General features: G+C 71.5%; 22 protein-coding genes, 1 pseudogene and 1 riboswitch. Of the genes and pseudogenes, 12 read left to right on the forward strand and 11 right to left on the reverse strand.

The genetic code is table 11. The features are described 5' to 3' along the window. Positions 1-51: 51 nt before the first annotated feature. Together ACZ6MZ_RS28330 and purB are read left to right on the forward strand one after the other, a co-directional pair. On the forward strand, positions 52-870 hold the full coding sequence (locus tag ACZ6MZ_RS28330; protein WP_469355163.1) for an SGNH/GDSL hydrolase family protein: 819 nt from the start codon (positions 52-54) through the stop codon (positions 868-870). Between the two features lie 80 nt (positions 871-950). Next, positions 951-2,393, forward strand: coding sequence for an adenylosuccinate lyase (purB, locus tag ACZ6MZ_RS28335; RefSeq protein ID WP_384180649.1), 1,443 nt, complete (start codon positions 951-953; stop codon positions 2,391-2,393). Here the strand turns inward: purB and ACZ6MZ_RS28340 are convergent. From ACZ6MZ_RS28340 to bioB, 4 genes and pseudogenes are all read right to left on the reverse strand, one after another. After that, positions 2,369-2,641 (reverse strand): annotated as a pseudogene (locus ACZ6MZ_RS28340) (LysR family transcriptional regulator); the annotation flags it as partial. The gene purB and the pseudogene ACZ6MZ_RS28340 sit on opposite strands and share 25 nt — an antisense overlap. 96 nt (positions 2,642-2,737) lie before the next feature. Next, positions 2,738-3,481: a dethiobiotin synthase gene (bioD, locus tag ACZ6MZ_RS28345; protein ID WP_469355165.1), complete on the reverse strand. Its 744-nt coding sequence runs from the start codon at positions 3,479-3,481 to the stop codon at positions 2,738-2,740. A 1-nt stretch (position 3,482) separates the two neighbouring features. Continuing rightward, the gene (locus ACZ6MZ_RS28350) at positions 3,483-4,790 is read right to left on the reverse strand and encodes an adenosylmethionine--8-amino-7-oxononanoate transaminase (RefSeq protein ID WP_469355167.1); all 1,308 of its coding nucleotides are present in this window, start codon (positions 4,788-4,790) and stop codon (positions 3,483-3,485) included. Next, positions 4,783-5,949, reverse strand: a complete 1,167-nt coding sequence (gene bioB / locus ACZ6MZ_RS28355; RefSeq protein WP_469355169.1) for a biotin synthase BioB — start codon at positions 5,947-5,949, stop codon at positions 4,783-4,785. The genes ACZ6MZ_RS28350 and bioB overlap by 8 nt, the downstream gene beginning before the upstream one ends. A 143-nt stretch (positions 5,950-6,092) precedes the next feature. Between bioB and ACZ6MZ_RS28360 the strand changes: the two genes are divergently transcribed. After that, positions 6,093-7,286: an 8-amino-7-oxononanoate synthase gene (locus ACZ6MZ_RS28360; RefSeq protein WP_469355170.1), complete on the forward strand. Its 1,194-nt coding sequence runs from the start codon at positions 6,093-6,095 to the stop codon at positions 7,284-7,286. 20 nt (positions 7,287-7,306) lie between these two features. Here the strand turns inward: ACZ6MZ_RS28360 and ACZ6MZ_RS28365 are convergent, their stop codons facing one another. Together ACZ6MZ_RS28365 and ACZ6MZ_RS28370 are read right to left on the reverse strand one after the other, a co-directional pair. Beyond that, positions 7,307-7,561 carry a DUF397 domain-containing protein gene (locus ACZ6MZ_RS28365; RefSeq protein ID WP_389790956.1) on the reverse strand — a complete coding sequence of 85 codons (255 nt, stop codon included), beginning with the start codon at positions 7,559-7,561 and terminating at the stop codon, positions 7,307-7,309. A gap of 8 nt (positions 7,562-7,569) precedes the next feature. Then, the gene (locus ACZ6MZ_RS28370; protein ID WP_469355172.1) at positions 7,570-8,424 is read right to left on the reverse strand and encodes a helix-turn-helix domain-containing protein; all 855 of its coding nucleotides are present in this window, start codon (positions 8,422-8,424) and stop codon (positions 7,570-7,572) included. A 211-nt stretch (positions 8,425-8,635) separates the two neighbouring features. On the opposite strand from ACZ6MZ_RS28370, the gene ACZ6MZ_RS28375 reads away from it, so the two are divergent. After that, positions 8,636-9,067, forward strand: coding sequence for an ATP-binding protein (locus ACZ6MZ_RS28375; protein ID WP_389790958.1), 432 nt, complete (start codon positions 8,636-8,638; stop codon positions 9,065-9,067). Between the two features lie 102 nt (positions 9,068-9,169). Here the strand turns inward: ACZ6MZ_RS28375 and ACZ6MZ_RS28380 are convergent, their stop codons facing one another. The 3 genes from ACZ6MZ_RS28380 to ACZ6MZ_RS28390 form a co-directional block, all read right to left on the reverse strand. After that, entirely contained in the window at positions 9,170-9,640 is a 471-nt protein-coding gene (locus ACZ6MZ_RS28380; RefSeq protein WP_389790959.1) for a C40 family peptidase, read from the reverse strand. 3 nt (positions 9,641-9,643) lie between these two features. Further along, positions 9,644-9,822, reverse strand: a riboswitch (cyclic di-AMP (ydaO/yuaA leader). Positions 9,823-10,144: 322 nt separating this feature from the next. Continuing rightward, positions 10,145-10,450 (reverse strand): hypothetical protein, encoded by a 306-nt coding sequence (locus ACZ6MZ_RS28385; RefSeq protein ID WP_384180880.1) that lies wholly within the window; start codon positions 10,448-10,450, stop codon positions 10,145-10,147. Positions 10,451-10,459: 9 nt separating this feature from the next. Next, positions 10,460-11,116: an ATP-dependent Clp protease proteolytic subunit gene (locus ACZ6MZ_RS28390; protein ID WP_386878908.1), complete on the reverse strand. Its 657-nt coding sequence runs from the start codon at positions 11,114-11,116 to the stop codon at positions 10,460-10,462. Positions 11,117-11,187: 71 nt separating this feature from the next. Between ACZ6MZ_RS28390 and ACZ6MZ_RS28395 the strand changes: the two genes are divergently transcribed. From ACZ6MZ_RS28395 to ACZ6MZ_RS28430, 8 genes are all read left to right on the forward strand, one after another. After that, a complete protein-coding gene (locus ACZ6MZ_RS28395) occupies positions 11,188-11,541 on the forward strand; it encodes a type II toxin-antitoxin system Phd/YefM family antitoxin (protein WP_469355174.1) in 354 nt (117 codons plus the stop codon). Positions 11,542-11,720: 179 nt separating this feature from the next. Then, positions 11,721-12,023 carry an urease subunit gamma gene (locus tag ACZ6MZ_RS28400; RefSeq protein WP_384180625.1) on the forward strand — a complete coding sequence of 101 codons (303 nt, stop codon included), beginning with the start codon at positions 11,721-11,723 and terminating at the stop codon, positions 12,021-12,023. 16 nt (positions 12,024-12,039) lie between these two features. Beyond that, the gene (locus ACZ6MZ_RS28405; RefSeq protein ID WP_384180623.1) at positions 12,040-12,351 is read left to right on the forward strand and encodes an urease subunit beta; all 312 of its coding nucleotides are present in this window, start codon (positions 12,040-12,042) and stop codon (positions 12,349-12,351) included. After that, complete coding sequence (locus tag ACZ6MZ_RS28410; RefSeq protein WP_469355176.1) at positions 12,344-14,065, forward strand: urease subunit alpha; 1,722 nt, start codon at positions 12,344-12,346, stop codon at positions 14,063-14,065. Before ACZ6MZ_RS28405 ends, ACZ6MZ_RS28410 begins: the two co-directional genes overlap by 8 nt. A 58-nt stretch (positions 14,066-14,123) precedes the next feature. Continuing rightward, the gene (locus tag ACZ6MZ_RS28415; RefSeq protein WP_389790926.1) at positions 14,124-14,786 is read left to right on the forward strand and encodes an urease accessory protein UreF; all 663 of its coding nucleotides are present in this window, start codon (positions 14,124-14,126) and stop codon (positions 14,784-14,786) included. A gap of 106 nt (positions 14,787-14,892) precedes the next feature. Further along, positions 14,893-15,579 carry an urease accessory protein UreG gene (gene ureG, locus ACZ6MZ_RS28420; protein WP_384180617.1) on the forward strand — a complete coding sequence of 229 codons (687 nt, stop codon included), beginning with the start codon at positions 14,893-14,895 and terminating at the stop codon, positions 15,577-15,579. Continuing rightward, the gene (locus ACZ6MZ_RS28425; protein ID WP_389790924.1) at positions 15,576-16,328 is read left to right on the forward strand and encodes an urease accessory protein UreD; all 753 of its coding nucleotides are present in this window, start codon (positions 15,576-15,578) and stop codon (positions 16,326-16,328) included. Before ureG ends, ACZ6MZ_RS28425 begins: the two co-directional genes overlap by 4 nt. Positions 16,329-16,486: 158 nt before the next feature. After that, positions 16,487-18,049 (forward strand): alpha/beta hydrolase, encoded by a 1,563-nt coding sequence (locus ACZ6MZ_RS28430; RefSeq protein WP_389790929.1) that lies wholly within the window; start codon positions 16,487-16,489, stop codon positions 18,047-18,049. A 93-nt stretch (positions 18,050-18,142) separates the two neighbouring features. Here the strand turns inward: ACZ6MZ_RS28430 and ACZ6MZ_RS28435 are convergent, their stop codons facing one another. Next, entirely contained in the window at positions 18,143-19,201 is a 1,059-nt protein-coding gene (locus ACZ6MZ_RS28435; RefSeq protein WP_469355178.1) for an NAD-dependent epimerase/dehydratase family protein, read from the reverse strand. 65 nt (positions 19,202-19,266) lie between these two features. Then, positions 19,267-19,980, reverse strand: coding sequence for a lysophospholipid acyltransferase family protein (locus ACZ6MZ_RS28440; protein ID WP_384180609.1), 714 nt, complete (start codon positions 19,978-19,980; stop codon positions 19,267-19,269). Positions 19,981-20,089: the final 109 nt, after the last annotated feature.

The following is a 20,089-nucleotide window of genomic DNA, read 5'->3' on the forward strand; positions in this document are numbered from 1 at the left end:
GCCGGGGCTCCCTCGGGACGCCTGCGTACCGCGCGGTACGATCGCTCCGCCATGGAGATGAATGCCAACTACACCAGTTTCGTCGCGGTCGGTGACTCCTTCACCGAAGGCATGTCCGACCTCCTTCCCGACGGCTCGTACCGCGGCTGGGCGGATCTGCTCGCCGCCCGTCTCGCCGCCCGCACCCCCGGGTTCCGGTACGCGAATCTCGCCGTACGCGGCAAGCTCATCGGCCAGATCGTCGAGGAACAGGTGGATGTCGCCGCGGCGATGGCGCCGGACGTGGTGACGCTGGTCGGCGGACTCAATGACACGCTCCGGCCGAAGTGCGACATGGGGAGGGTGCGCGGGCTGCTCGAAGAGGCCGTGGAGCGCCTCGCGCCGTCCTGCGGAAAGCTGGTCCTGATGCGCAGTCCCGGCCGCAGCGGTCCGGTCATGGAGCGCTTCCGGCCGCGGATGGAGGAGCTGTTCACCTTCGTCGACGACCTGGCCCAGCGGCACGGCGCCCTGGTCGTCGATCTGTACGGGGCGACGGTGCTGGGCGACCAGCGGCTGTGGGACGTGGACCGGCTGCATCTGACCGCGGAGGGCCACCACCGGGTCGCCGAGGCCGTCTGGCAGGCGCTGGGCCTGGAGGCGGAGGACGACTGGCGCGCGGAGCTGCCGCAGGCCGCGCCCGTCCGGTGGGTGATGCGGCGCACGAGCGACATACGGTTCGCGCGCCAGCATCTGGGGCCGTGGGTCATGCGCCGCGTCACCGGGCGCTCCTCCGGGGACGGCCGTCCGGCCAAGCGTCCCGAGCTGCTGCCGTACCGGACGCCGCCTCTCACGGCGCCGGGCCCGGACTCCGCCCCGCCGGGTCTCTCGTAGCAAGCCCCGGGTCTCTCGTAGCAAGCCACAAACCGGGCCGCGGCGCCGACCTGCACAAACCGCCAGTAGAATCAGCTCACGTGACTGCCGTGTCTGCGAAGCCTCGCATCCCCAATGTCCTTGCCGGCCGCTACGCCTCGGCGGAGCTGGCCCTGCTGTGGTCCCCCGAGCAGAAGGTGAAGCTGGAGCGCCAGCTGTGGCTGGCCGTACTGCGGGCGCAGCAGGACCTCGGGATCGAGGTGCCGCGGACCGCCCTCGCCGACTACGAGCGCGTGCTCGACCAGGTCGACCTGGCGTCGATCGCGGAGCGCGAGAAGGTCACCCGGCACGATGTGAAGGCGCGGATCGAGGAGTTCAACGCGCTCGCCGGCCATGAGCAGGTGCACAAGGGCATGACGTCCCGTGACCTGACGGAGAACGTCGAGCAGCTCCAGATCCGGCTCTCGCTGGAGCTGACGCGGGACCGTACGGTCGCGGTGCTCGCGCGCCTCGCGAAGCTCGCCGGCGAGTACGGCGAGCTGGTCATGGCCGGCCGCTCGCACAATGTTGCCGCCCAGGCCACCACCCTCGGCAAGCGGTTCGCGACGGCCGCCGACGAGCTGCTCGTGGCGTACGGACGGCTGGAGGACCTGCTCGGCCGCTACCCGCTGCGCGGCATCAAGGGCCCGGTCGGCACCGCGCAGGACATGCTCGACCTGCTCGGCGGGGACACCGCGAAGCTGGCGGAGCTCGAGCGGCGCATCGCGGGCCATCTGGGCTTCGCGCAGGCCTTCACCTCGGTCGGCCAGGTGTATCCGCGCTCGCTGGACTACGACGTGGTGACGGCGCTGGTGCAACTGGCGGCCGCGCCGTCCTCGGTCGCGAAGACGATCCGGCTGATGGCCGGGCACGAACTGGTCACCGAGGGCTTCAAGCCCGGCCAGGTCGGCTCCTCCGCCATGCCGCACAAGATGAACACCCGGTCCTGCGAGCGCGTCAACGGCCTCATGGTGATCCTGCGCGGCTACGCGTCGATGACCGGCGAGCTGGCGGGCGACCAGTGGAACGAGGGCGATGTCTCGTGCTCCGTCGTCCGCCGGGTGGCGCTGCCGGACGCGTTCTTCGCGTTCGACGGGCTGCTGGAGACGTTCCTGACGGTCCTTGACGAGTTCGGCGCGTTCCCCGCGGTCGTGGCGCGCGAGCTGGACCGCTATCTGCCGTTCCTCGCGACGACCAAGGTGCTGATGGGCGCGGTACGCGCCGGGGTGGGCCGCGAGGCGGCGCACGAGGTCATCAAGGAGCACGCGGTGGCCTCGGCCCTGGCCATGCGCGAGCAGGGCGCCGAGCGCAATGAACTGCTGGACCGGCTGGCCGCGGACGACCGTATGCCCCTCGACCGCGCCCAACTGGACGCGCTGATGGCGGACAAGCTGTCCTTCACGGGCGCGGCGGAGGATCAGATCGCCACGGTCGTCGCCCGCGTCGACGAGATCGTGAAGCAGCACCCCGAGGCCGCGGGCTACAGCCCGGGCTCCATCCTGTGATCTCCGGATGACGCGGGAAGAGTCCGAAGCCGGCGGATTTCTCTGATGAGCGCGCGCACCGCGGCCGTGCCCGCCGGCCCGGCAGCGGTGACGTAACCGACGGACCGCGAAGGCCGCCCCCGGCCGAGCGAGGTGATCCGGACCGACGGCGGTGCTCCGGTCAGCGAGAGCATCGGCATGATCGCCATGCCGAGACCGCTGCCCACCATCGAGAGCACCGCTCCGTCGTCCTCCGCCTCGACGGGCGCGCGTCGATCGTGGACGCGTTCCTGGGCATGCTGCGCGGCGAGAACGTGGGGAAGATGATCGTCGAGCGGGCGTGAGCACCGCGACGCGGACAGCGCTCACCCCACGGCCGGCCGCGTCCCCGCATCCGCTGCGAACTCCGCGCTGAACGAGGCCGCGTCCCATCGCCCCGCCAGCCGCGGCGCCAGCCATGACGCCGCCCGCGCCCGGAACTCCGCGGGCGGCAGCGCGCCCGCGCCCTCCGGTACGGCGCCGAGCAGCGGCGCCCCCGCCACCTCCGGCAGATCCGCCAGATTGCACCGCGCCGCCAGATCCGGTGCGGCAGGCCAGCTGCCGACAACCACGCCGAGTGGATCGAGCTGTCTGGCGCGCAGCGCCTCGGCGGTCAGCGCGGTCGCGTTCAGCGTGCCGAGCCCGGCCGGCGCCACCACCAGCACCGGAGCCCGCAGCAGCCGCGCCGCGTCCGCGAGTGTCCCGCCCGCCTCGTCGAACCGTACGAGCAGTCCGCCCGCGCCCTCGACCAGCACCAGATCGTGCTCGGCGGCCAGCTTCTCGGCCGCGACGGCCACCTCCTCGGGCCGTACCGCCGCCGCCCCGGCCCGCCGGGCGGCGGTCGCGGGCGCCAACGGGTCGGGGAACCGCGCGAGTTCGACTGCGGTGACCTTCCCCGCCAGCCGTGCCACCACGGCCACGTCGCCCGCCTCGCCGGGGGCGAGCCCCGTCTGCGCCGGCTTGAGCACCGCGACCGTACGTCCCCGCGCGAGCGCCGCCGCGGCGAGCGCCGCCGTGACGACGGTCTTGCCGATCTCCGTCCCGGTCCCCGTCACCATCACTACCGGCATGTCAGCCCTTCCGTGCCGCCGCGGACGCCGAGGCCGCCGCGGCCACCGCGCGGCAGATCCTGGCGACATCCTCGTCACCCGTCACATACGGCGGCATCGTGTACACCAGATCGCGGAACGGCCGCAGCCAGACGCCCTCGCGCACCGCTGCCCGGGTCGCGGCGGCCATGTCCACCTCGTGGTCCAGCTGGACGACCCCGATGGCGCCCAGCACCCGTACGTCCCGTACGCCGGGCAGGGACGCCGTCTCCGCGAGCCCGTCGCGCAGACCGGTCCCGATCCGTTTGACCTCGCGCTCCCAGTCCTGGCCCAGCAGCAGCCCGATCGAGGCGTTGGCGACCGCGGAGGCGAGCGGATTGCCCATGAAGGTCGGTCCGTGCGCCAGCACCGGGACATCGCCGCGCGAGATGCCCTCGGCCACCCGTGCGGTGCACAGCGTGGCGGCCATGGTGAGATAGCCGCCGGTCAGCGCCTTGCCGACACACATCACATCGGGTGAGATGCCGCCCTGCTCGGCGGCGAAGAGCGTGCCCGTACGGCCGAAGCCGGTCGCGATCTCGTCGAGGATCAGCAGCACGTCGTGCTCGTCGCACGCGTCCCGCAGGACCCGCAGATAGCCGGGGGAGTGGAAGCGCATCCCGCCCGCGCCCTGCACCACCGGCTCGACGATGACCGCGGCGAGTTCGTCCGCGTGCCGGGCGATCAGCTCGCGCAGCCCGTCCGCGTACGGCTCCTCGAACGCGTCCGGCGGCGCGTCCGCGAAGATCTGGCGCGGCAGCACCCCCGACCACAGATCGTGCATCCCGCCGTCGGGGTCGCACACCGACATCGGCTGCCAGGTGTCGCCGTGGTAGCCGCCCCGCCAGGTCAGCAGCCGCTGCTTCGCGGGCCGTCCCACCGAGCGCCAGTACTGGAGGCACATCTTCACCGCGACCTCGACCGACACCGAACCCGAGTCGGCGAGGAAGACATGGCGCAGCGGCTCAGGAGTGATGTCGACGAGCGTGGCCGCGAGCCGTACGGCCGGCTCGTGGGTGAGCCCGCCGAACATCACATGGCTCATCCGGTCCAGCTGGCCACGCGCCGCCTCGTTGAGCACCGGGTGGTTGTAGCCATGGATCGCCGACCACCAGGACGACATCCCGTCGACCAACTCGCGCTGCCCGTGGGCGGGTTCGGCGAGCCGCAGCCGCACCCCGGACGCGGACTCCACGACCAGCGGTTCGGCGCGGCCCGGCATGGGACCGTACGGATGCCAGACATGGGCCCGGTCCAGGGCCAGCAGGTCACCCGGGGCAAGCTCAGGCATTGGGCGCCAGGTCGGTACCGGCGCCACGGCGGCGTACCGCCACCAGGTCCGTACGGGCCGGGGCGACCGCCTCGGCGGCGGCCCCGACGCTCGCGGTCCCGGCATCGGCGGCGGCCGGTGCGGCCTCCCCTCCGCCACACGGAGCGCAGCCGCCGGCGCGGTGCTCGGGCAGCGTCGTCGTGTCCGCGCCCTCCACCTCGAAGCCCGCGTCCGCGATCATCTCCAGGTCCGCCCTGCCCTCCTGGCCCTCGCTGGTGAGGTAGTCGCCGAGGAAGATCGAGTTGACCAGGTGCAGCGCGAGCGGCTGCATCGTGCGCAGATGCACCTCGCGTCCGCCCGCGAGCCTGACCTCCACGTCCGGGCAGACGAACCGCGTCATCGCCAGGATGCGCAGGCAGCGCTGCGGGGTGAGGTTCCACTCCTTGGCGAGCGGCGTCCCCTCGAAGGGGATCAGGAAGTTGACCGGCACCGAGTCCGGGTCCAGCTCGCGCAGCGAGAAGACCACATCCACCAGGTCCGCGTCGCTCTCACCCATGCCGGCGATCAGCCCGGAGCAGGCGGAGAGGCCCGCCGCCTGGGCCTGCTGCACCGTCTCCACCCGGTCGGCGTAGGTGTGCGTGGTGGTGATGTCCCCGTACGTCCCCTCGGACGTGTTGAGGTTGTGGTTGTACGCGTCGGCGCCCGCGGCCCGCAGCCGCTCCGCCTGTCCGTTGGAGAGCAGCCCGAGGCAGGCGCACACCTCGACGCCCTCGTTCTGCTCCTTGATCGCCTCGATGGTCTGCGACACCCGGTCGACATCCCGGTCCGTGGGACCGCGGCCGCTCGCGACCAGACAGACCCGCTTCGCCCCGCCGGCCACTCCGGCGGCCGCGGCCTTCGACGCCTCGTCGGGCTTCAGCCAGGTGTACTTGAGGATCCCCGCCGTGGAACCGAGCCGCTGCGAGCAGTACGAGCAGTCCTCGGGACACAGACCGGACTTGAGGTTGACCAGATAGTTGAGCTTCACCCGCCGCCCGAACCACTGACGGCGCACCTTCCCGGCCGCGGCCACCACGTCGAGCAGATCGTCGTCGGAGGTCGCCAGTACGGCGAGGGCTTCTTCGCGGGTCGGCAGCTCGCGCCGCAGGCCCTTCTCCACCAGCGTCTTCAGCAGATCCATAGTGCCGATCCTGGCTTACCGGGAGCCCCGCGGCCAAGGAGGAACCCGACAACACCGGCGGATCGAGGTGTGTGCATGGCCACACCCTGACCCGGTCGCGCCCCGGTTAGGGTCTGTGCGCTGCCTACAAAAGGACCGGACCCATGGAGCAGGATCAGCGGGATTCCCCCGACCGGCACGACGATCCGTTCGCGTGGACCGACGACGAGGCGCGGCGCCGTGCGCGGGCGGGTCTGGTCCGTACGCTCCGGCCGCGTCCGGCCGACTCCGCCCTGCTGGATCTGGCGAGCAACGACTATCTGGGCCTCGCCCGCCACCCCGCGGTGACCGGCGCCGCGGCGGACGCCGCCCGCCGCTGGGGCGCGGGCGCCACCGGCTCCCGGCTGGTCACCGGCAGCACCGCCCTGCACGCCGAACTGGAACGGGAACTGGCCGCCTTCTGCGGCTTCGAGGCCGCGCTCGTCCTCTCCTCCGGTTACGCCGCCAATCTCGCCGCCCTCACCGCGCTGACGGCGCGCGGCTCGCTGCTCGTGTCCGACGCGGGCAACCACGCCTCGATCGTGGACGGCTGCCGGCTCTCGCGCGCCGAGACCGTGGTCGTACCGCACGCGTCGCCCGACGCCGTACGCAAGACCCTCGACGAGCACGGCGGGCGGCGGGCCCTCGTGGTGAGCGACGCGGTGTTCTCGGTGGACGGCGACGCGGCGCCCCTGCGGGAGCTGGCCGAGGTCTGCCGTACGGGGGGCGCGGCCCTGGTCGTGGACGACGCGCACGGTCTGGGCGTGCTCGGCGAGGGTGGCCGGGGCGCGCTGGACGCGGCGGGCCTCGCGGGGGCGGACGGTGTGGTGGCCACCCTGACGCTCTCCAAGTCCCTGGGCAGCCAGGGCGGCGCGGTCCTCGGCCCTGCGCGGGTCATCGACCATCTGGTCAACGCCGCCCGTACCTTCATCTTCGACACCGGTCTGGCCCCGGCAGCCGTGGGCGGCGCCCTGGAGAGTCTGCGGCTGCTGCGCCGGGAGCCCGCCCGGGCGGACCGCGCACGGGCGGTCGCCAGAACGCTGCACCAGCGGCTGACCGGGGAAGGGCTGACCGCCGTGCGGCCGGACGCCGCCGTGGTGTCCGTACAGGCGCCGTCACCGGAGGCGGCCGTGCGCTGGGCCGCCGACTGCCGCGCCGCGGGTCTGGCCGTGGGCTGTTTCCGTCCGCCCTCGGTGCCGGACGGTATCTCCCGGATCCGGCTCACCGCGCGTGCCGATCTGACAGAGCGGCAGATCGACACGGCGGTGCGGACGATCGCGGCGACCGCGCCCGCGGAAGCGGTCACGGCCGTCGGCTGAGTGTCCGTACGCGACCGCTCTCAGGCCCCGAACACCTCCTCACCGAACGCGGAGACGAAGGACGTCCACGCGGCCGTGGAGAAGGACAGATGCGGGCGGGTCACGTTCTTGGAGTCCCGTACGGCGAGTCCGTCCGCGCCGGTGCGGGCGGTCTCCACGCAGTTGTTCATCCCGGTACTGCGGCTGCTGCGCCGCCACGGGCCGGCGGAGAGCGGGGGAGTGGGGGGAGTGGGGGCTGAAGTCTGGGCAGGGGGCTGTGCGAGGTAAGCGGACATGATGCTCCCTACGCGCCGTCACCGATGCCGGCGATGAGATCCAATGAGTCCTCGGACGAGAGGGCATGCGCCTGCGTCGTGTCGAACGCCGAGCGGTACGCCTCCAGGTCTTCCTTCCGCTCCAGATAGAGGCTATTCGTCAAGTGGTCGAGAACGACCAAATCCAGATCGGTAATGTGCGGAAAAGAGAAGACGACGAAGGGTCCGGTGAGCCCGGCATAGCCGCCGGCGGTGAACGGCAACACCCGCAGCTGTACGTGGGGGAGCCGGGCCAGCTCCGCCAGTCGCCGTAACTGCTCCCGCATCACCGCACGCCCGCCGACCTCCCGCCGCAGCACCGCCTCGTCGAGCACGGCGTGCAGCTCCAGCGGCGTCGCGGTCCGCAGCACCTCCTGACGCGCGAGCCGCACATCGACCAGGGCGTCCACCGTCGCGGCCGGCAGACCCTCCAGCGCGGCCCGTGTCACGGCCCTGGCATAGCCGGGTGTCTGCAGGAGGCCCGGCACCACGGACGTCTCCAGCGTGCGCGCCGCGCTGGCCTGCGACTCCAGGCTGATGAAATCCCGATAGCCGGGCGGGATCACCCCGCCGTACGCCTGCCACCACCCCGGCCCGTCGCCCGCCGTCCCCGCCAGGGCGCCGAGCAGCGTCCGCAGCCGCGGGTCGCCGATGCGCAACGCGTCGAGCAGCCCGGCCAGATCCGTGTCCTTCACCCGGCTGACGCCCGTCTCGATCCGGCTCACCTTCGACTGGTGCCAGCCGAGGAGCCGGGCCGTCTCCCCGCTCGTCAGTCCCGCGCTCCGGCGCAGCCTGCGCAGTTCGTCCCCGAGCCTGTGCCGGCGCACCGCCGGAATATGCCGCATGACCGACGAAGGTATCTTTCCGGCGCCCGGATACGGTCTCGCGTCGCAGAGTTCACCGCTTCGAGCGACAGATATATGCAGATCTCGGTGGATCGGCCGTGGGAACGCCACGATGAGTGGCACTCTGGCGGCGAAGCGCGGTCCGAGGCCGTCCGCACAGTCATCCGTGCTGTGCCGGAGTCCGGTCCGGCGGGAAAGGGACAGCGTCGCCATGGCAGATCACCAGGAAGCATCCATCACCCTGCCGAGCGATCCGGCGTCGGTGCCCGCGGCGCGAAGATACGTCGCGGAACTGCTCACCGAATGGGGGCTGCCGAGCGAGGCCGAGACCGCCGACACGGTCCGGCTGATCGTCTCGGAACTGGCCACCAACGCCGTGCAGCACACCCTCGGCCAGTCGCCCACGTTCACCGTGGAGATCCGGCTGGAGCGTCACGAACAGCTGCGCCTCGGGGTCACCGACAGCCACCCGCGCTGGCCGCAGCGGCTCCCCGCGGCCGTACAGCAGGACAACGGCCGAGGGATGGTCATCATCCGTTCGCTGACCGCCGAGTGCGGCGGCCGGCTGTCCGTCACACCGACCTCGGAGGGCGGCAAGACGGTCTGGATCACCCTGCCCTGGACGGCCCCCGTCCAGGGCTGAGCCACGGACCGGCCAGGACCGGCCGGGGCCCCGGGGGCAACCGACGGCGCGATCCGACGCGCCGTCAGCGCCCGTCCGAGTGCGGGGCCGTCCCCCGCGCGCTCAGTTCACCCGGCCGTACCAGACACCGCGGGTCCAGATCCGCTCCAGCCGCACCACGGCCCCGGTCTTCGGCGAGTGCCAGATCTTCCCGCGGCCCGCGTAGATTCCGACGTGGTAGACGTTGCTTCCGTAATGGAAGAACACGAGGTCCCCGCGGTGTCGGCCGGAGGGGGGGATATGTCTGGTCTTGTTGTATTGTTGCTGAGCCGTGCGGGGGAGCCGCTTACCCACTCTCTTGTACGAGTAGAGCGTCAGCCCCGAGCAGTCGAAGCTGTGCGGCCCGGTGGCTCCGTACTGGTACGGCGCCCCCTGCTTCGAGGCGGCGATCCGTAGAGCCATGGCCGCGTGAGCGGCGTGTGCCTCGGCCGTGGCACCGGGCGCCAGCATGGTGCCGCCGACGGCCGCGATCGTGAGGGCCGATACCGCACCGGCCCGTGAGAGCAAAGACGGGACATACGTCTGCGCAGTCATGCGCAACCCTTCGTCAGCCGCCTGTGAAGGATGACCTGTCGGGTTCGGACAGGCGAAGATGCCCGGCCGCCTAAGCGACTTAACCCCTAGGGGTGACCTTGTATCAGGTCATCCCGTACCGCTCGGGTCCTCCACTCCTGCCGATCCACTCGTGTCGACCAGACATCCGGCGCGGCGGCAGGACTCAGCGTCCGCCCGGACCGCCCCGTCGTGGTGGCGGGGGCTTGTCGTCCCACGGATCTTGACGTAGCAACAGGTGGATTTCCGAGGCGAAACGACGATATGTGAGTCTCATCACGTTGGACCCATATGGGTGGCTGAGCGGCGTTTCGTGTCAGGGCCATGGCGTCTGATGAGGGCTCCACCTGCACGGGAGCAAGGCGACGCGTCGCGCGTCCGGCCGCTTTGCGCAACTTCATTCCCCCGTCCTGTCCAGGCAGTTCATACGCCGAACGAGGGGGCTTTTCCCGTACGGACGCGTCCGTACGGGAGCGCCGCCCGCGCTCAAGTCGGTTGTCCGGGCGGCATGGTGACCCGATCCGCCCGCCGCTCCCCGTCCAGCACCCTCAACGCTCGCGCCAGGGTCGACGCGTGCAGCTCGGTCTCGCCCCGCGCGTGCATCGCCGTCAGGGCGTCCCTGAGCTCGGCGGCCAGCGCGGGCAGGGCCTGGGCCGCGCGCAGCGCGCTGTAGGTGTCCGCGCCGCGCGCCGGGTTGATCCGGCCCAGCAGGTCGATGATCCCGAGATAGCTGTCGACGACATCGCCCTCGGCCCGGGTCAGTGCCGGCAGCGGCGGCAGTTCGGGCGGCAGCGTCACCGGTCACCGCCTGCCGGAGGAGCCGGACGGGTTGAAGGGGCCGCCGAGGGACGTCTTGCGGTTCTGGACCACGTGATCGACCAGGCCGTACGCCTTGGCACCGGGCGCGTCGAAGATCGTGTCCCGGTCGATGTCCTCGGCGATCCGCTCCGCGCTCTGCGCGGTGTGGCGCACCAGCATCGACGAGAGCAGGGCCCGCTGCCGCAGCATCTCCTCGGCGTGGATCATCAGATCGGACGGCTGGCCCTGGACGGGCTCCTCGATGGCGGGCTGCTGGAGGACGATCCGGGCGCCGGGCAGCGCCATCCGCTTGCCCGGGGCGCCGGCGGCCAGCAGCACGGCCGCGGCCGAGGCCGCCTGGCCGAGGCAGGTCGTCTCCACGTCGCAGGTGACGATCTGCATCGTGTCGTAGATCGCGGACATGGCGTTGACCGAGCCGCCCGGGGAGTTGATGTAGAGACAGATGTCCTGGTCGGGCGCGGCGTACTCGAGGTGCAGGAACTGCGCGATCACATCGTTGGCCGCGGTGTCGTCGACGGCGGTGCCGAGGAAGATGATCCGTTCCTCCAGGAGCTTGGAGTACGGATCGAGGGTGCGGGTTCCGTTGCTCGTCCGCTCGGTGAACTCGGGCAGGACATAGCGGGCCGAAAGGCGGTTCATGACGTACCTCTCCTCATGCACTGGTCTCTGTAAAAAATGTACAGGATGTACAGACCGTTATGATGGGGACTATGTCCTACGAGATTCCGGTGACGCAAGCCCGGGCAGAACTCGCCGATCTGATCAATCGCGTCGTCTACGGCGGCGAGCGAGTGGTCGTGACCCGTCACGGGAAGCCGCTCGTCGCGCTGGTCTCGGCCGCTGACCTGGAGCGACTTGAGAAGGAGCGAGAGGTGGAGGAGGAGCAGGTGATCAGCTCGGTCTCGGCGATCCGCTCCATGCCGTCCGCTCCCGGCGAACGGCGCCGCTTCGGCATCGCGGCCGAACACCGGCCGGAGCACCGGCCGGAGCACCGCCAGGAACACCGCGCCCCGGAGGGTCGCGGTCCGGAGACGGGTGAGCGGCCTCCCGGCCACGGCAGGTGACGCCGCGGCCGGGAGGCCGCCCCGTATGACTGATTTGTTTACACGCCGGTAAAACTTCCGCCATACCGTGCAATGCCTGACTGTGAAGATCGGCGATCACAGTTCAACAGAGTGTTGAATCTGGCTAGGCTCGCGCTGCGCCCGGTCCTTCACCGGGCCGGAGACGATGAGGTGGAAGCGTGCAACTGACCCCGCACGAACAGGAGCGTCTGCTCATCCATGTGGCCGCGGATGTGGCGGCCAGGCGCAGGGCGCGTGGACTGCGGCTCAACCACCCCGAGGCGGTCGCCCTGATCACCTCGCACCTCCTCGAAGGCGCACGGGACGGCCGTACCGTCGCCGAACTCATGGCCTCAGGACGCACGGTGCTCGGCCGGGACGAGGTCATGGAAGGCATCCCCGAGATGATCCACGACGTGCAGGTGGAGGCCACCTTCCCGGACGGCACCAAGCTCGTCACCGTCCACGACCCGATCGTCTGACGGGGGAGCGCCGCCGATGATTCCCGGAGAGATCTTCTACGCCGACGAGCCCGTAGCCCTCAACGAGGGCCGCGAGGTCACCCGGCTGACCGTCCTCAACACCGCCGACCGGCCGGTCCAGGTCGGCTCCCACTATCACTTCGCCGAGGCCAACCCCGGTCTGGACTTCGACCGCGCCGCCGCCCGCGGCAAGCGGCTGCACATCGCCGCCGGCACCGCCGTGCGCTTCGAACCCGGAGTCCCCGTCGGCATCGCACTCGTTCCCCTCGCCGGGCTGCGCGTCGTCCCGGGCCTGCGGGGAGAGACCGGAGGTCCCCTCGATGACTGAGCTGTCCCGCGCCGGGTACGCCGATCTCTTCGGCCCCACCACCGGCGACCGGATCCGCCTCGCCGACACCGATCTGCTCGTCGAGATCGAGGAGGACCGCTCCGGCGGGCCCGGACTCGCCGGCGACGAGGCGGTGTTCGGCGGCGGCAAGGTCATCCGTGAGTCGATGGGCCAGTCCCGTACGACCCGGGCCGAGGGCGCGCCCGACACCGTGATCACCGGTGCCGTCATCATCGACCACTGGGGCATCGTCAAGGCCGACATCGGCGTACGGGACGGCCGGATCACCGGGATCGGCAAGGCCGGCAACCCCGACACCATGGACGGCGTCCACCCCGACCTGGTCATCGGACCCGAGACCGAAGTCATCGCGGGCAACGGGAAGATCCTCACCGCGGGTGCGATCGACGCGCACGTCCACTTCATCTCGCCGACCATCGTCGACCAGGCGCTCGCGTCCGGCGTCACCACCCTCGTCGGCGGCGGTACGGGACCGGCCGAGGGCACGAAGGCCACCACCGTCACGCCCGGGGCATGGCACCTCGCCCGGATGTTCGAGGCATTGGAGACCTTCCCCGTCAACATCGGTCTGCTCGGCAAGGGCAACACCATGTCGCGCGACGCGATGCACGCCCAACTGCGCGGCGGGGCGCTCGGGTTCAAGATCCACGAAGACTGGGGCGCCACCCCCGCCGTCATCGACGCCTGTCTGGGCGTCTGCGAGGAGACCGGCGTCCAGCTCGCCATTCACACGGACACCCTGAACGAGGCGGGCTTCGTCGGGGACACCCTCGCCGCCATCGCGGGACGCACCATTCACGCGTACCACACCGAGGGCGCGGGCGGCGGGCACGCCCCGGACATCATCACCGTCGTCTCGGAGCCGTACGTCCTGCCCAGCTCCACCAATCCGACCCGGCCGCACACCGTCAACACCATCGAGGAACACCTCGACATGCTGATGGTCTGTCACCACCTCAACCCGTCCGTGCCCGAGGACCTCGCCTTCGCGGAGTCCCGGATCCGGCCCTCCACCATCGCCGCCGAGGACATCCTGCACGACCTCGGAGCCATCTCGATCATCTCCTCCGACGCCCAGGCCATGGGCCGTGTCGGTGAGGTGATCATGCGGACCTGGCAGACCGCGCACGTGATGAAGAAGCGGCGCGGCGCCCTGCCCGGCGACGGCCGCGCCGACAACCACCGCGCCCGCCGCTATGTCGCCAAATACACGGTCAACCCGGCCGTCGCCCAAGGGCTCGACCAGGAGATCGGCTCGGTCGAGACCGGCAAGCTCGCCGACCTGGTGCTCTGGGATCCGGCCTTCTTCGGCGTCAAGCCGCAGCTCGTCATCAAGGGCGGACAGATCGCGTACGCGCAGATGGGCGACGCCAACGCCTCCATCCCGACCCCGCAGCCGATCCTGCCGCGGCCGATGTTCGGCGCCCTGGGCAGGGCCGCGGCGGCGAGCTCGTTCAACTTCGTGGCGGAGGCGGCCATCGAGGACGGGCTGCCCGAACGCCTGGGCCTGGCCAAGGCGTTCGTGCCGATCCGGAACACCCGGCGGATCACCAAGGCGGACATGCGGGAGAACGACGCCCTGCCGCGCGTCGAGGTCGACAGTGACACGTTCACGGTGACGATCGACGGGGAGCCGGTCGAGCCCGCGCCCGCCGCCGAACTTCCCCTGGCCCAGCGCTACTTCCTCTTCTGATGAGCCCGTTGCCGACGAGCCCGTTGCTGGCATCTCGTGGACTGCCGGGGGATCCCCGGTGAGCCGCGCGGCGCTGCTCGTCCTCGCCGACGGCCGGTTCCCCGCCGGAGGCCACGCCCACTCGGGCGGGGCGGAGGCGGCCGTCAAGGCGGGGCGGATCCGCGACGCCGGGGACCTGGCCGCCTTCTGCCGGGGCAGGCTGCACACCACCGGGCTCACCGCGGCGGCGCTCGCCGCCGCCGCGGCCCGGGGCCTGGACCCGCTGGAACTGGACGAGGCCGCGGACGCCCGTACCCCCTCGCCCGCGCTGCGGGCGACCGCGCGCAAGCTCGGCCGGCAGCTGATGCGCGCCGCCCGCGCCACCTGGCCCGGCCAGGAACTGGACGCGCTCGCGGCGGCCCGGCCGCGCGGCGCGCACCAGCCCGTCGTGCTCGGTCTCGTCGCCCGCTCCGCCGGACTGACCCCCGAGGACGCCGCGCACTGTGCGGCGTACGAGACGGTCAGCGGTCCCGCCACCGCGGCCGTACGGCTCCTCAGCCTCGACCCCTTCGAGGCCGCCGCCGTTCTCGCCCGCCTCGCGCCCGAGCTGGACCAGGTCGCGGAGCGGGCCGCGCGGGCGGCGTACGAGGGCGTCGACGCGCTGCCCGCCGCCTCGGCCCCGCTGCTCGACATCACCGCGCAGGCGCATGCCGCCTGGCCGGTACGGCTGTTCGCCTCGTGAGCCCCGTCGTGCCCGTCGCGCCCGTCGCACCGCCCGTCGTCCCGGCCGTCCCCGTCGTCCCCGTCTTCAGGACCCCTCCTCGCACCGCCCCGACAGGAGCCGCCCCATGCACCTCGACCACACCCACACCGGCCCGGCCGCGGTCAGCGCCGACGCCGTGCGTCCCGACGGCAGGCGGCGCGCCCTGCGTATCGGCCTCGGCGGGCCTGTCGGCTCCGGCAAGACCGCGACCGTGGCCGCGCTCTGCCGCACCCTGCGCGACCGGCTGTCCCTCGCCGTCGTCACCAACGACATCTACACCCGCGAGGACGCCGAATTCCTGCTCCGTCACGCCGTCCTGCCGCCCGAGCGCATCCAGGCCGTCGAGACCGGCGCCTGCCCGCACACCGCGATCCGCGACGACATCTCCGCCAACCTCGAAGCCGTCGAGGATCTGGAGGACGCGGTCGGCCCGCTCGATCTGATCCTCGTCGAGTCCGGCGGGGACAATCTCACCGCCACCTTCTCCAAGGGACTGGTCGACGCGCAGATCTTCGTCATCGATGTGGCGGGCGGCGACGACATTCCGCGCAAGGGCGGCCCCGGCGTCACCACCGCCGATCTGCTCGTGATCAACAAGACGGACCTCGCCCCGTACGTCGGCTCCGACCTCGGCCGGATGGCCCGCGACGCCAAGGAACAGCGTGGCGAACTCCCGGTCGCCTTCATGTCGTTGAAGACCGGGGAGGCCGAGGAGGGGGTGCGGCCGGTGTCGGACTGGGTGCTCGCGCGGCTCGCCGCCTGGACCGCGTGAGCGTCCACGCCACCGCCCGTATCGTCGCCACCCGCGCCGGGCTGCCCGTGCTGGCCGGCGAGGGACCGCTCGCGGTGCGCCGTACCCGCGCCACCGGTCCCGGGAGCCGGGTCACCGTCGTCGGCGCGATGAGCGCGCCGCTCGGCGGCGACCGGCTCGCGATCGAGGCGGAGGTACGGGACGGGGCCCGGCTGACCGTGGACGCCGCGGCGGCCACGGTCGCCCTGCCCGGACGCGTGGCCGGAGGCGAGGCCGGACCCGCCCGCTACGACGTGCGGCTGACCGTCGGCGAGGAGGCCGAGCTGAGCTGGCTGCCGGAGCAGCTCATCTCGGCGTACGGCAGCGATCTGCGGATGAGTACGCGCGTCGAACTCGCCGCCACCGGACGCCTGGTGCTCCGCGAGGAGCAGATCCTCGGCCGCCACGGCGAGCTGCCCGGCACCCTCTTCACCCGGCTCACCGTCCGGCGGGCCGGGCGCCCCCTGTTCGACCAGGAGCTCGCGTACGGCCCCGGCGCGCCCGGCGGCTGGGACGGCGGAGCGGTTCTCGGCGGACACCGCGCCGTGGGTCAACTCCTGCTCGCCGGACCGGAGTTCGAGGACAAACCGGCACGGCCGCGGATGCTCGGCGACACCGCGGTACTCACCCCGCTGGCCGGACCGGCCGTCCTGGTCACGGCCGTCGCGCCGGACGCTCTGCGGCTGCGGCGGGTACTGGACGAGGTGTTGACCGAAGAGGCGTACCGCTGAGCGGGACCGCGGTCACCGGTTATGGGTTAGGTAAAGAAATGGTCATCCGGCCTGTTCCCGGTGGCCTCATAGGCGTAAGGATCCCCAGGAGCACCATCGAACAGCGCTGCACGGGCAGCGCATCACCAAGGGGGAGGCTCCACTTGAGACGTACAGCAGTGCTCGGCTCGGCCGGCACTCTGCTCGTGGGCACGCTCATAGCGGGCGCGATAGCCGCTCCGGCGGCCACCGCGGACGGCCGTCACCACGGCGACTCCGCGGCGTACGGCGCCACCGTCGCGGCCGAACGGGCCGCGAAGAAGGGCATCGACTGGCAGGACTGTCCGGCCGACTGGGCATTGGAAAAGCCCATCCAGTGCGGCTGGGTGAGTGTCCCGCTCGACTACACGAAGCCCAACGGCCGGCAGATCAAGCTCGCTGTCGACCGCATCGGCAACACCGGCACCCCGGACGAACGCCAGGGCGCCCTGCTCTACAACCCCGGTGGTCCCGGCGGTTCCGGCATGGCGTTCCCGCGCCGCGTCGTCACCAAGAACGCCATCTGGGCCGACGCCGCGAAGGCGTACGACTTCGTCGGCTTCGACCCGCGCGGGGTCGGCCGTTCGGCCCCCATCTCCTGCATCGACCCGCAGGAGTTCGTCAAGGCGCCGAAGGCGGACCCGGTCCCCGGCAGCGAGGCCGACAAGCGCGCCCAGCGCAAGCTCGCGGCCGAGTACGCGGACGGCTGCAAGGAGCGCAGCGGCTGGATGCTGCCGCACATGACGACGCCCAACACCGCACGCGACCTGGATGTCATCCGGGCCGGGCTCGGTGAGAAGAAGCTGAACTTCGTGGGCGTCTCCTACGGCACCTACCTCGGCGCCGTCTACGCCACGCTCTTCCCGACGCATGTGCGACGCATGGTCGTCGACAGCGTGGTCAACCCGTCGAAGGAGAAGATCTGGTACCAGGCCAACCTGGACCAGGACGTCGCCTTCGAGGGCCGGTTCCAGGACTGGATGAAGTGGGTCGCCCAGAACGACGCGACCTTCCACATCGGGACCACCCCCGAGAAGGTCAGGCAGCAGTGGGACGCGCTCCGCGCCGCCGCCAAGAAGAGCCCGTTCGGCGGTGTCGTCGGACCGGCCGAGCTGCTCGGGCTGTTCCAGGGCGCCGCGTACTACGACTCCAGCTGGGTGCCTGTCGCCAGCATCTGGAGCGCGTACCTCGGCGGTGACACCCAGGCGCTCGTCGACGCCGCGGCCCCGGACCTGTCCGACACCAAGGGCAACGCGTCCGCGGAGAACGGCAACGCGGTCTACACGGCCGTCGAGTGCACCGACGCCCAGTGGCCCACCAGCTGGCAGAAGTGGGACCGGGACAACACCCGGCTCCACGAGGACCACCCGTTCCTCACGTGGTCCAACGCCTGGATGAACCTGCCCTGCGCCACCTGGGGCGTCAAGCAGCAGACCCCGGTCGACGTCAAGACCGGCAAGGGTCTGCCGCCGGTGCTGATCACGCAGTCCACGCGTGACGCCGCCACGCCGTACGAGGGCGCTGTCGAGCTGCACAAGCGCCTCAAGGGCTCGCGTCTGATCACCGAGCAGGACGCCGGTTCGCACGGCATCACCAACCTGGTGAACCCGTGCGTCAACGACCGGGTGAAGTCCTACCTGCTGACCGGCGCGCTGGACAGCCGCGATGTGACGTGCGCCCCGCACGCCACGCCCAAGCCGTAAGGCGGGGGAGCACCAAGGGGTTTCCAAGGGGGCGACCGGCCCGTCCGGTCGCCCCCTCCTTGGGTCCGGCGACCGGCAGGTCTCGGGCCCTGGCTACGCCGTTCCCCGCCCGGCCCGCTCCAGCCAGGCGTCCTCCGCCGCGTAGTCGAAGAGATCGCCGTGGGGCCCGTACGTCCTGGCCATCTCCGGGAACGCGTCCTTCCAGTCCCGGCCGTCCAGCTGGGCGGTCAGCCAGCCGACGGTCTCCGGCAGTGACGCGGCGTAGCCGGTGACAGGCCGGTAGCCCAACTGCCCCTCGGCGGCCGACATGTCGTAGACGACGGGATGCTCCAGTCCCCAGGGAGTGGAGCCGACGATTCCCTCCGGCGAGGGACCGTCCACCAGCACCGTCTCGCTCTCCCGGCCCATCACGGCGTCGATCGCCTCACCGATCTCCGCGACGGTCGGTGCCTGTGGATCCGCGGCGTTGAGCACCCGGGAGCCAGGACGCAGCGCCGCCAGCCTGATCAGCTCGGCGAGGTTGGACACATGGACGGGATGAAAGCGGCTACGGCCGCCGTACGCCAGCACCCGCCGCCGGCGGCCGTCCAGCAGCCGCTTGACGAAGAACAGCTCGCGCGGTGAGCGGCAGTACGGCCCGTGGATCGCGCCCGCCCGCAGCAGCGTCACCGGCAGGGTGTCGCCCGCCGCGAGCAGATCCCGCTCCAGCCGCACCTTTCTCGTGCCGTACGTCGCCTCGCCGGGCGCCACGGTCCGCAGGCTCTCCGGGATCGGCATGGGATAGCGGGGAACGCCGTCCGGCTCGCCCTGCGTGTCGAAACTACGGCCCCGCTCGTCCTCGTACACCGCGCCGCTGGAGATGACGACCGCCGAACCGATCCGGTCGGCGAGTCCGGTCAACTGCCGTGCGTGCGGCCGCCCGAACGCCACCAGGTCCACCAGCACATCGCAGCCGTCGCCCACCACCGCGGCCAGCGCCGCGTCGTCCTCCCGGTCCAGCCGTACCGCCCGTACGTCCCCGGGCCAGCGCTCGTCCCTGGCGCCGCCCCGGGAGGCCGCGCACACCTCCCAGCCGTCCTCGGCGAGCGCCTGTACCGCGACCCGCCCCGTCTGTCCCGTCGCGCCGATCACCACTGCTCTTCCCCTGGCCATACGGGGGACGCTAGAGGTACGGAGAACGCCGCGCCCAGGGGCTTTCGCCGGTGGCGGATCCGCTCTCAGCGGCGCAGCCTCGGGAACTTCCTGGCCTGCTCGGGCTTCAGTTCGGCCTTCACCTCGGCCGCGTAGCGGTCGACGTACTCCTGCCCGGACAGTTCGAGGATCGCGTACATGATCTCGTCGGTGACCGCGCGGATCGCCGCCTTCTCGTTCTCCAGACCCGCGTAGCGCGAGAACTCCATCGGCTCGCCGAAGCGGATCGAGACCCGCTTGATCCGCGGGACGACCTGTCCCGGCGGCTGGATCTCGAAGGTCCCGACCATGGCGCACGGCACCACCGGCACCTGCGCCCTGATCGCCATCACCGCGACCCCGACCTTGCCCTTGTAGAGCCGGCCGTCGTGCGAGCGGGTGCCCTCCGGATAGATCCCCAGCAGCTCGTCCTTGGCGAGCACCCCCAGCCCTTCCCGGATCGCCGCCCGCCCGGCCTCCTTCCCCGACCGGTCCACCGGGATCTGCCCGGCACCGCGGAAGAAGAATGCGGTCAGCCGGCCCTTGATGCCGGGGCCGGTGAAGTACTCGGCTTTCGCGAGAAAGGTGATGCGCCGCTTGATGATCGCCGGCATCAGGAAGTGATCGGAGAACGACAGATGATTTCCCGCGACGATCGCCGCGCCCTCGGCGGGAATGTGTTCCAGCCCCTCGATCCGGGGCCGGAACAGCAGCCGCAGCAGAGGCCCCAGCAGCACGTATTTGAGGACGTAATAGAACACTGCGTGAGCTCCTTACTGACCCGACCTGCTCCAGGACCACGTTGTCCCAGGTCAACCGGGTTCCCGGCGGAGGCAAGTGTATGTGTGGGCGCCGCCCCTGGTAATACCA

The sequence above is a fragment of the Streptomyces sp. NPDC042201 genome (assembly GCF_055582185.1).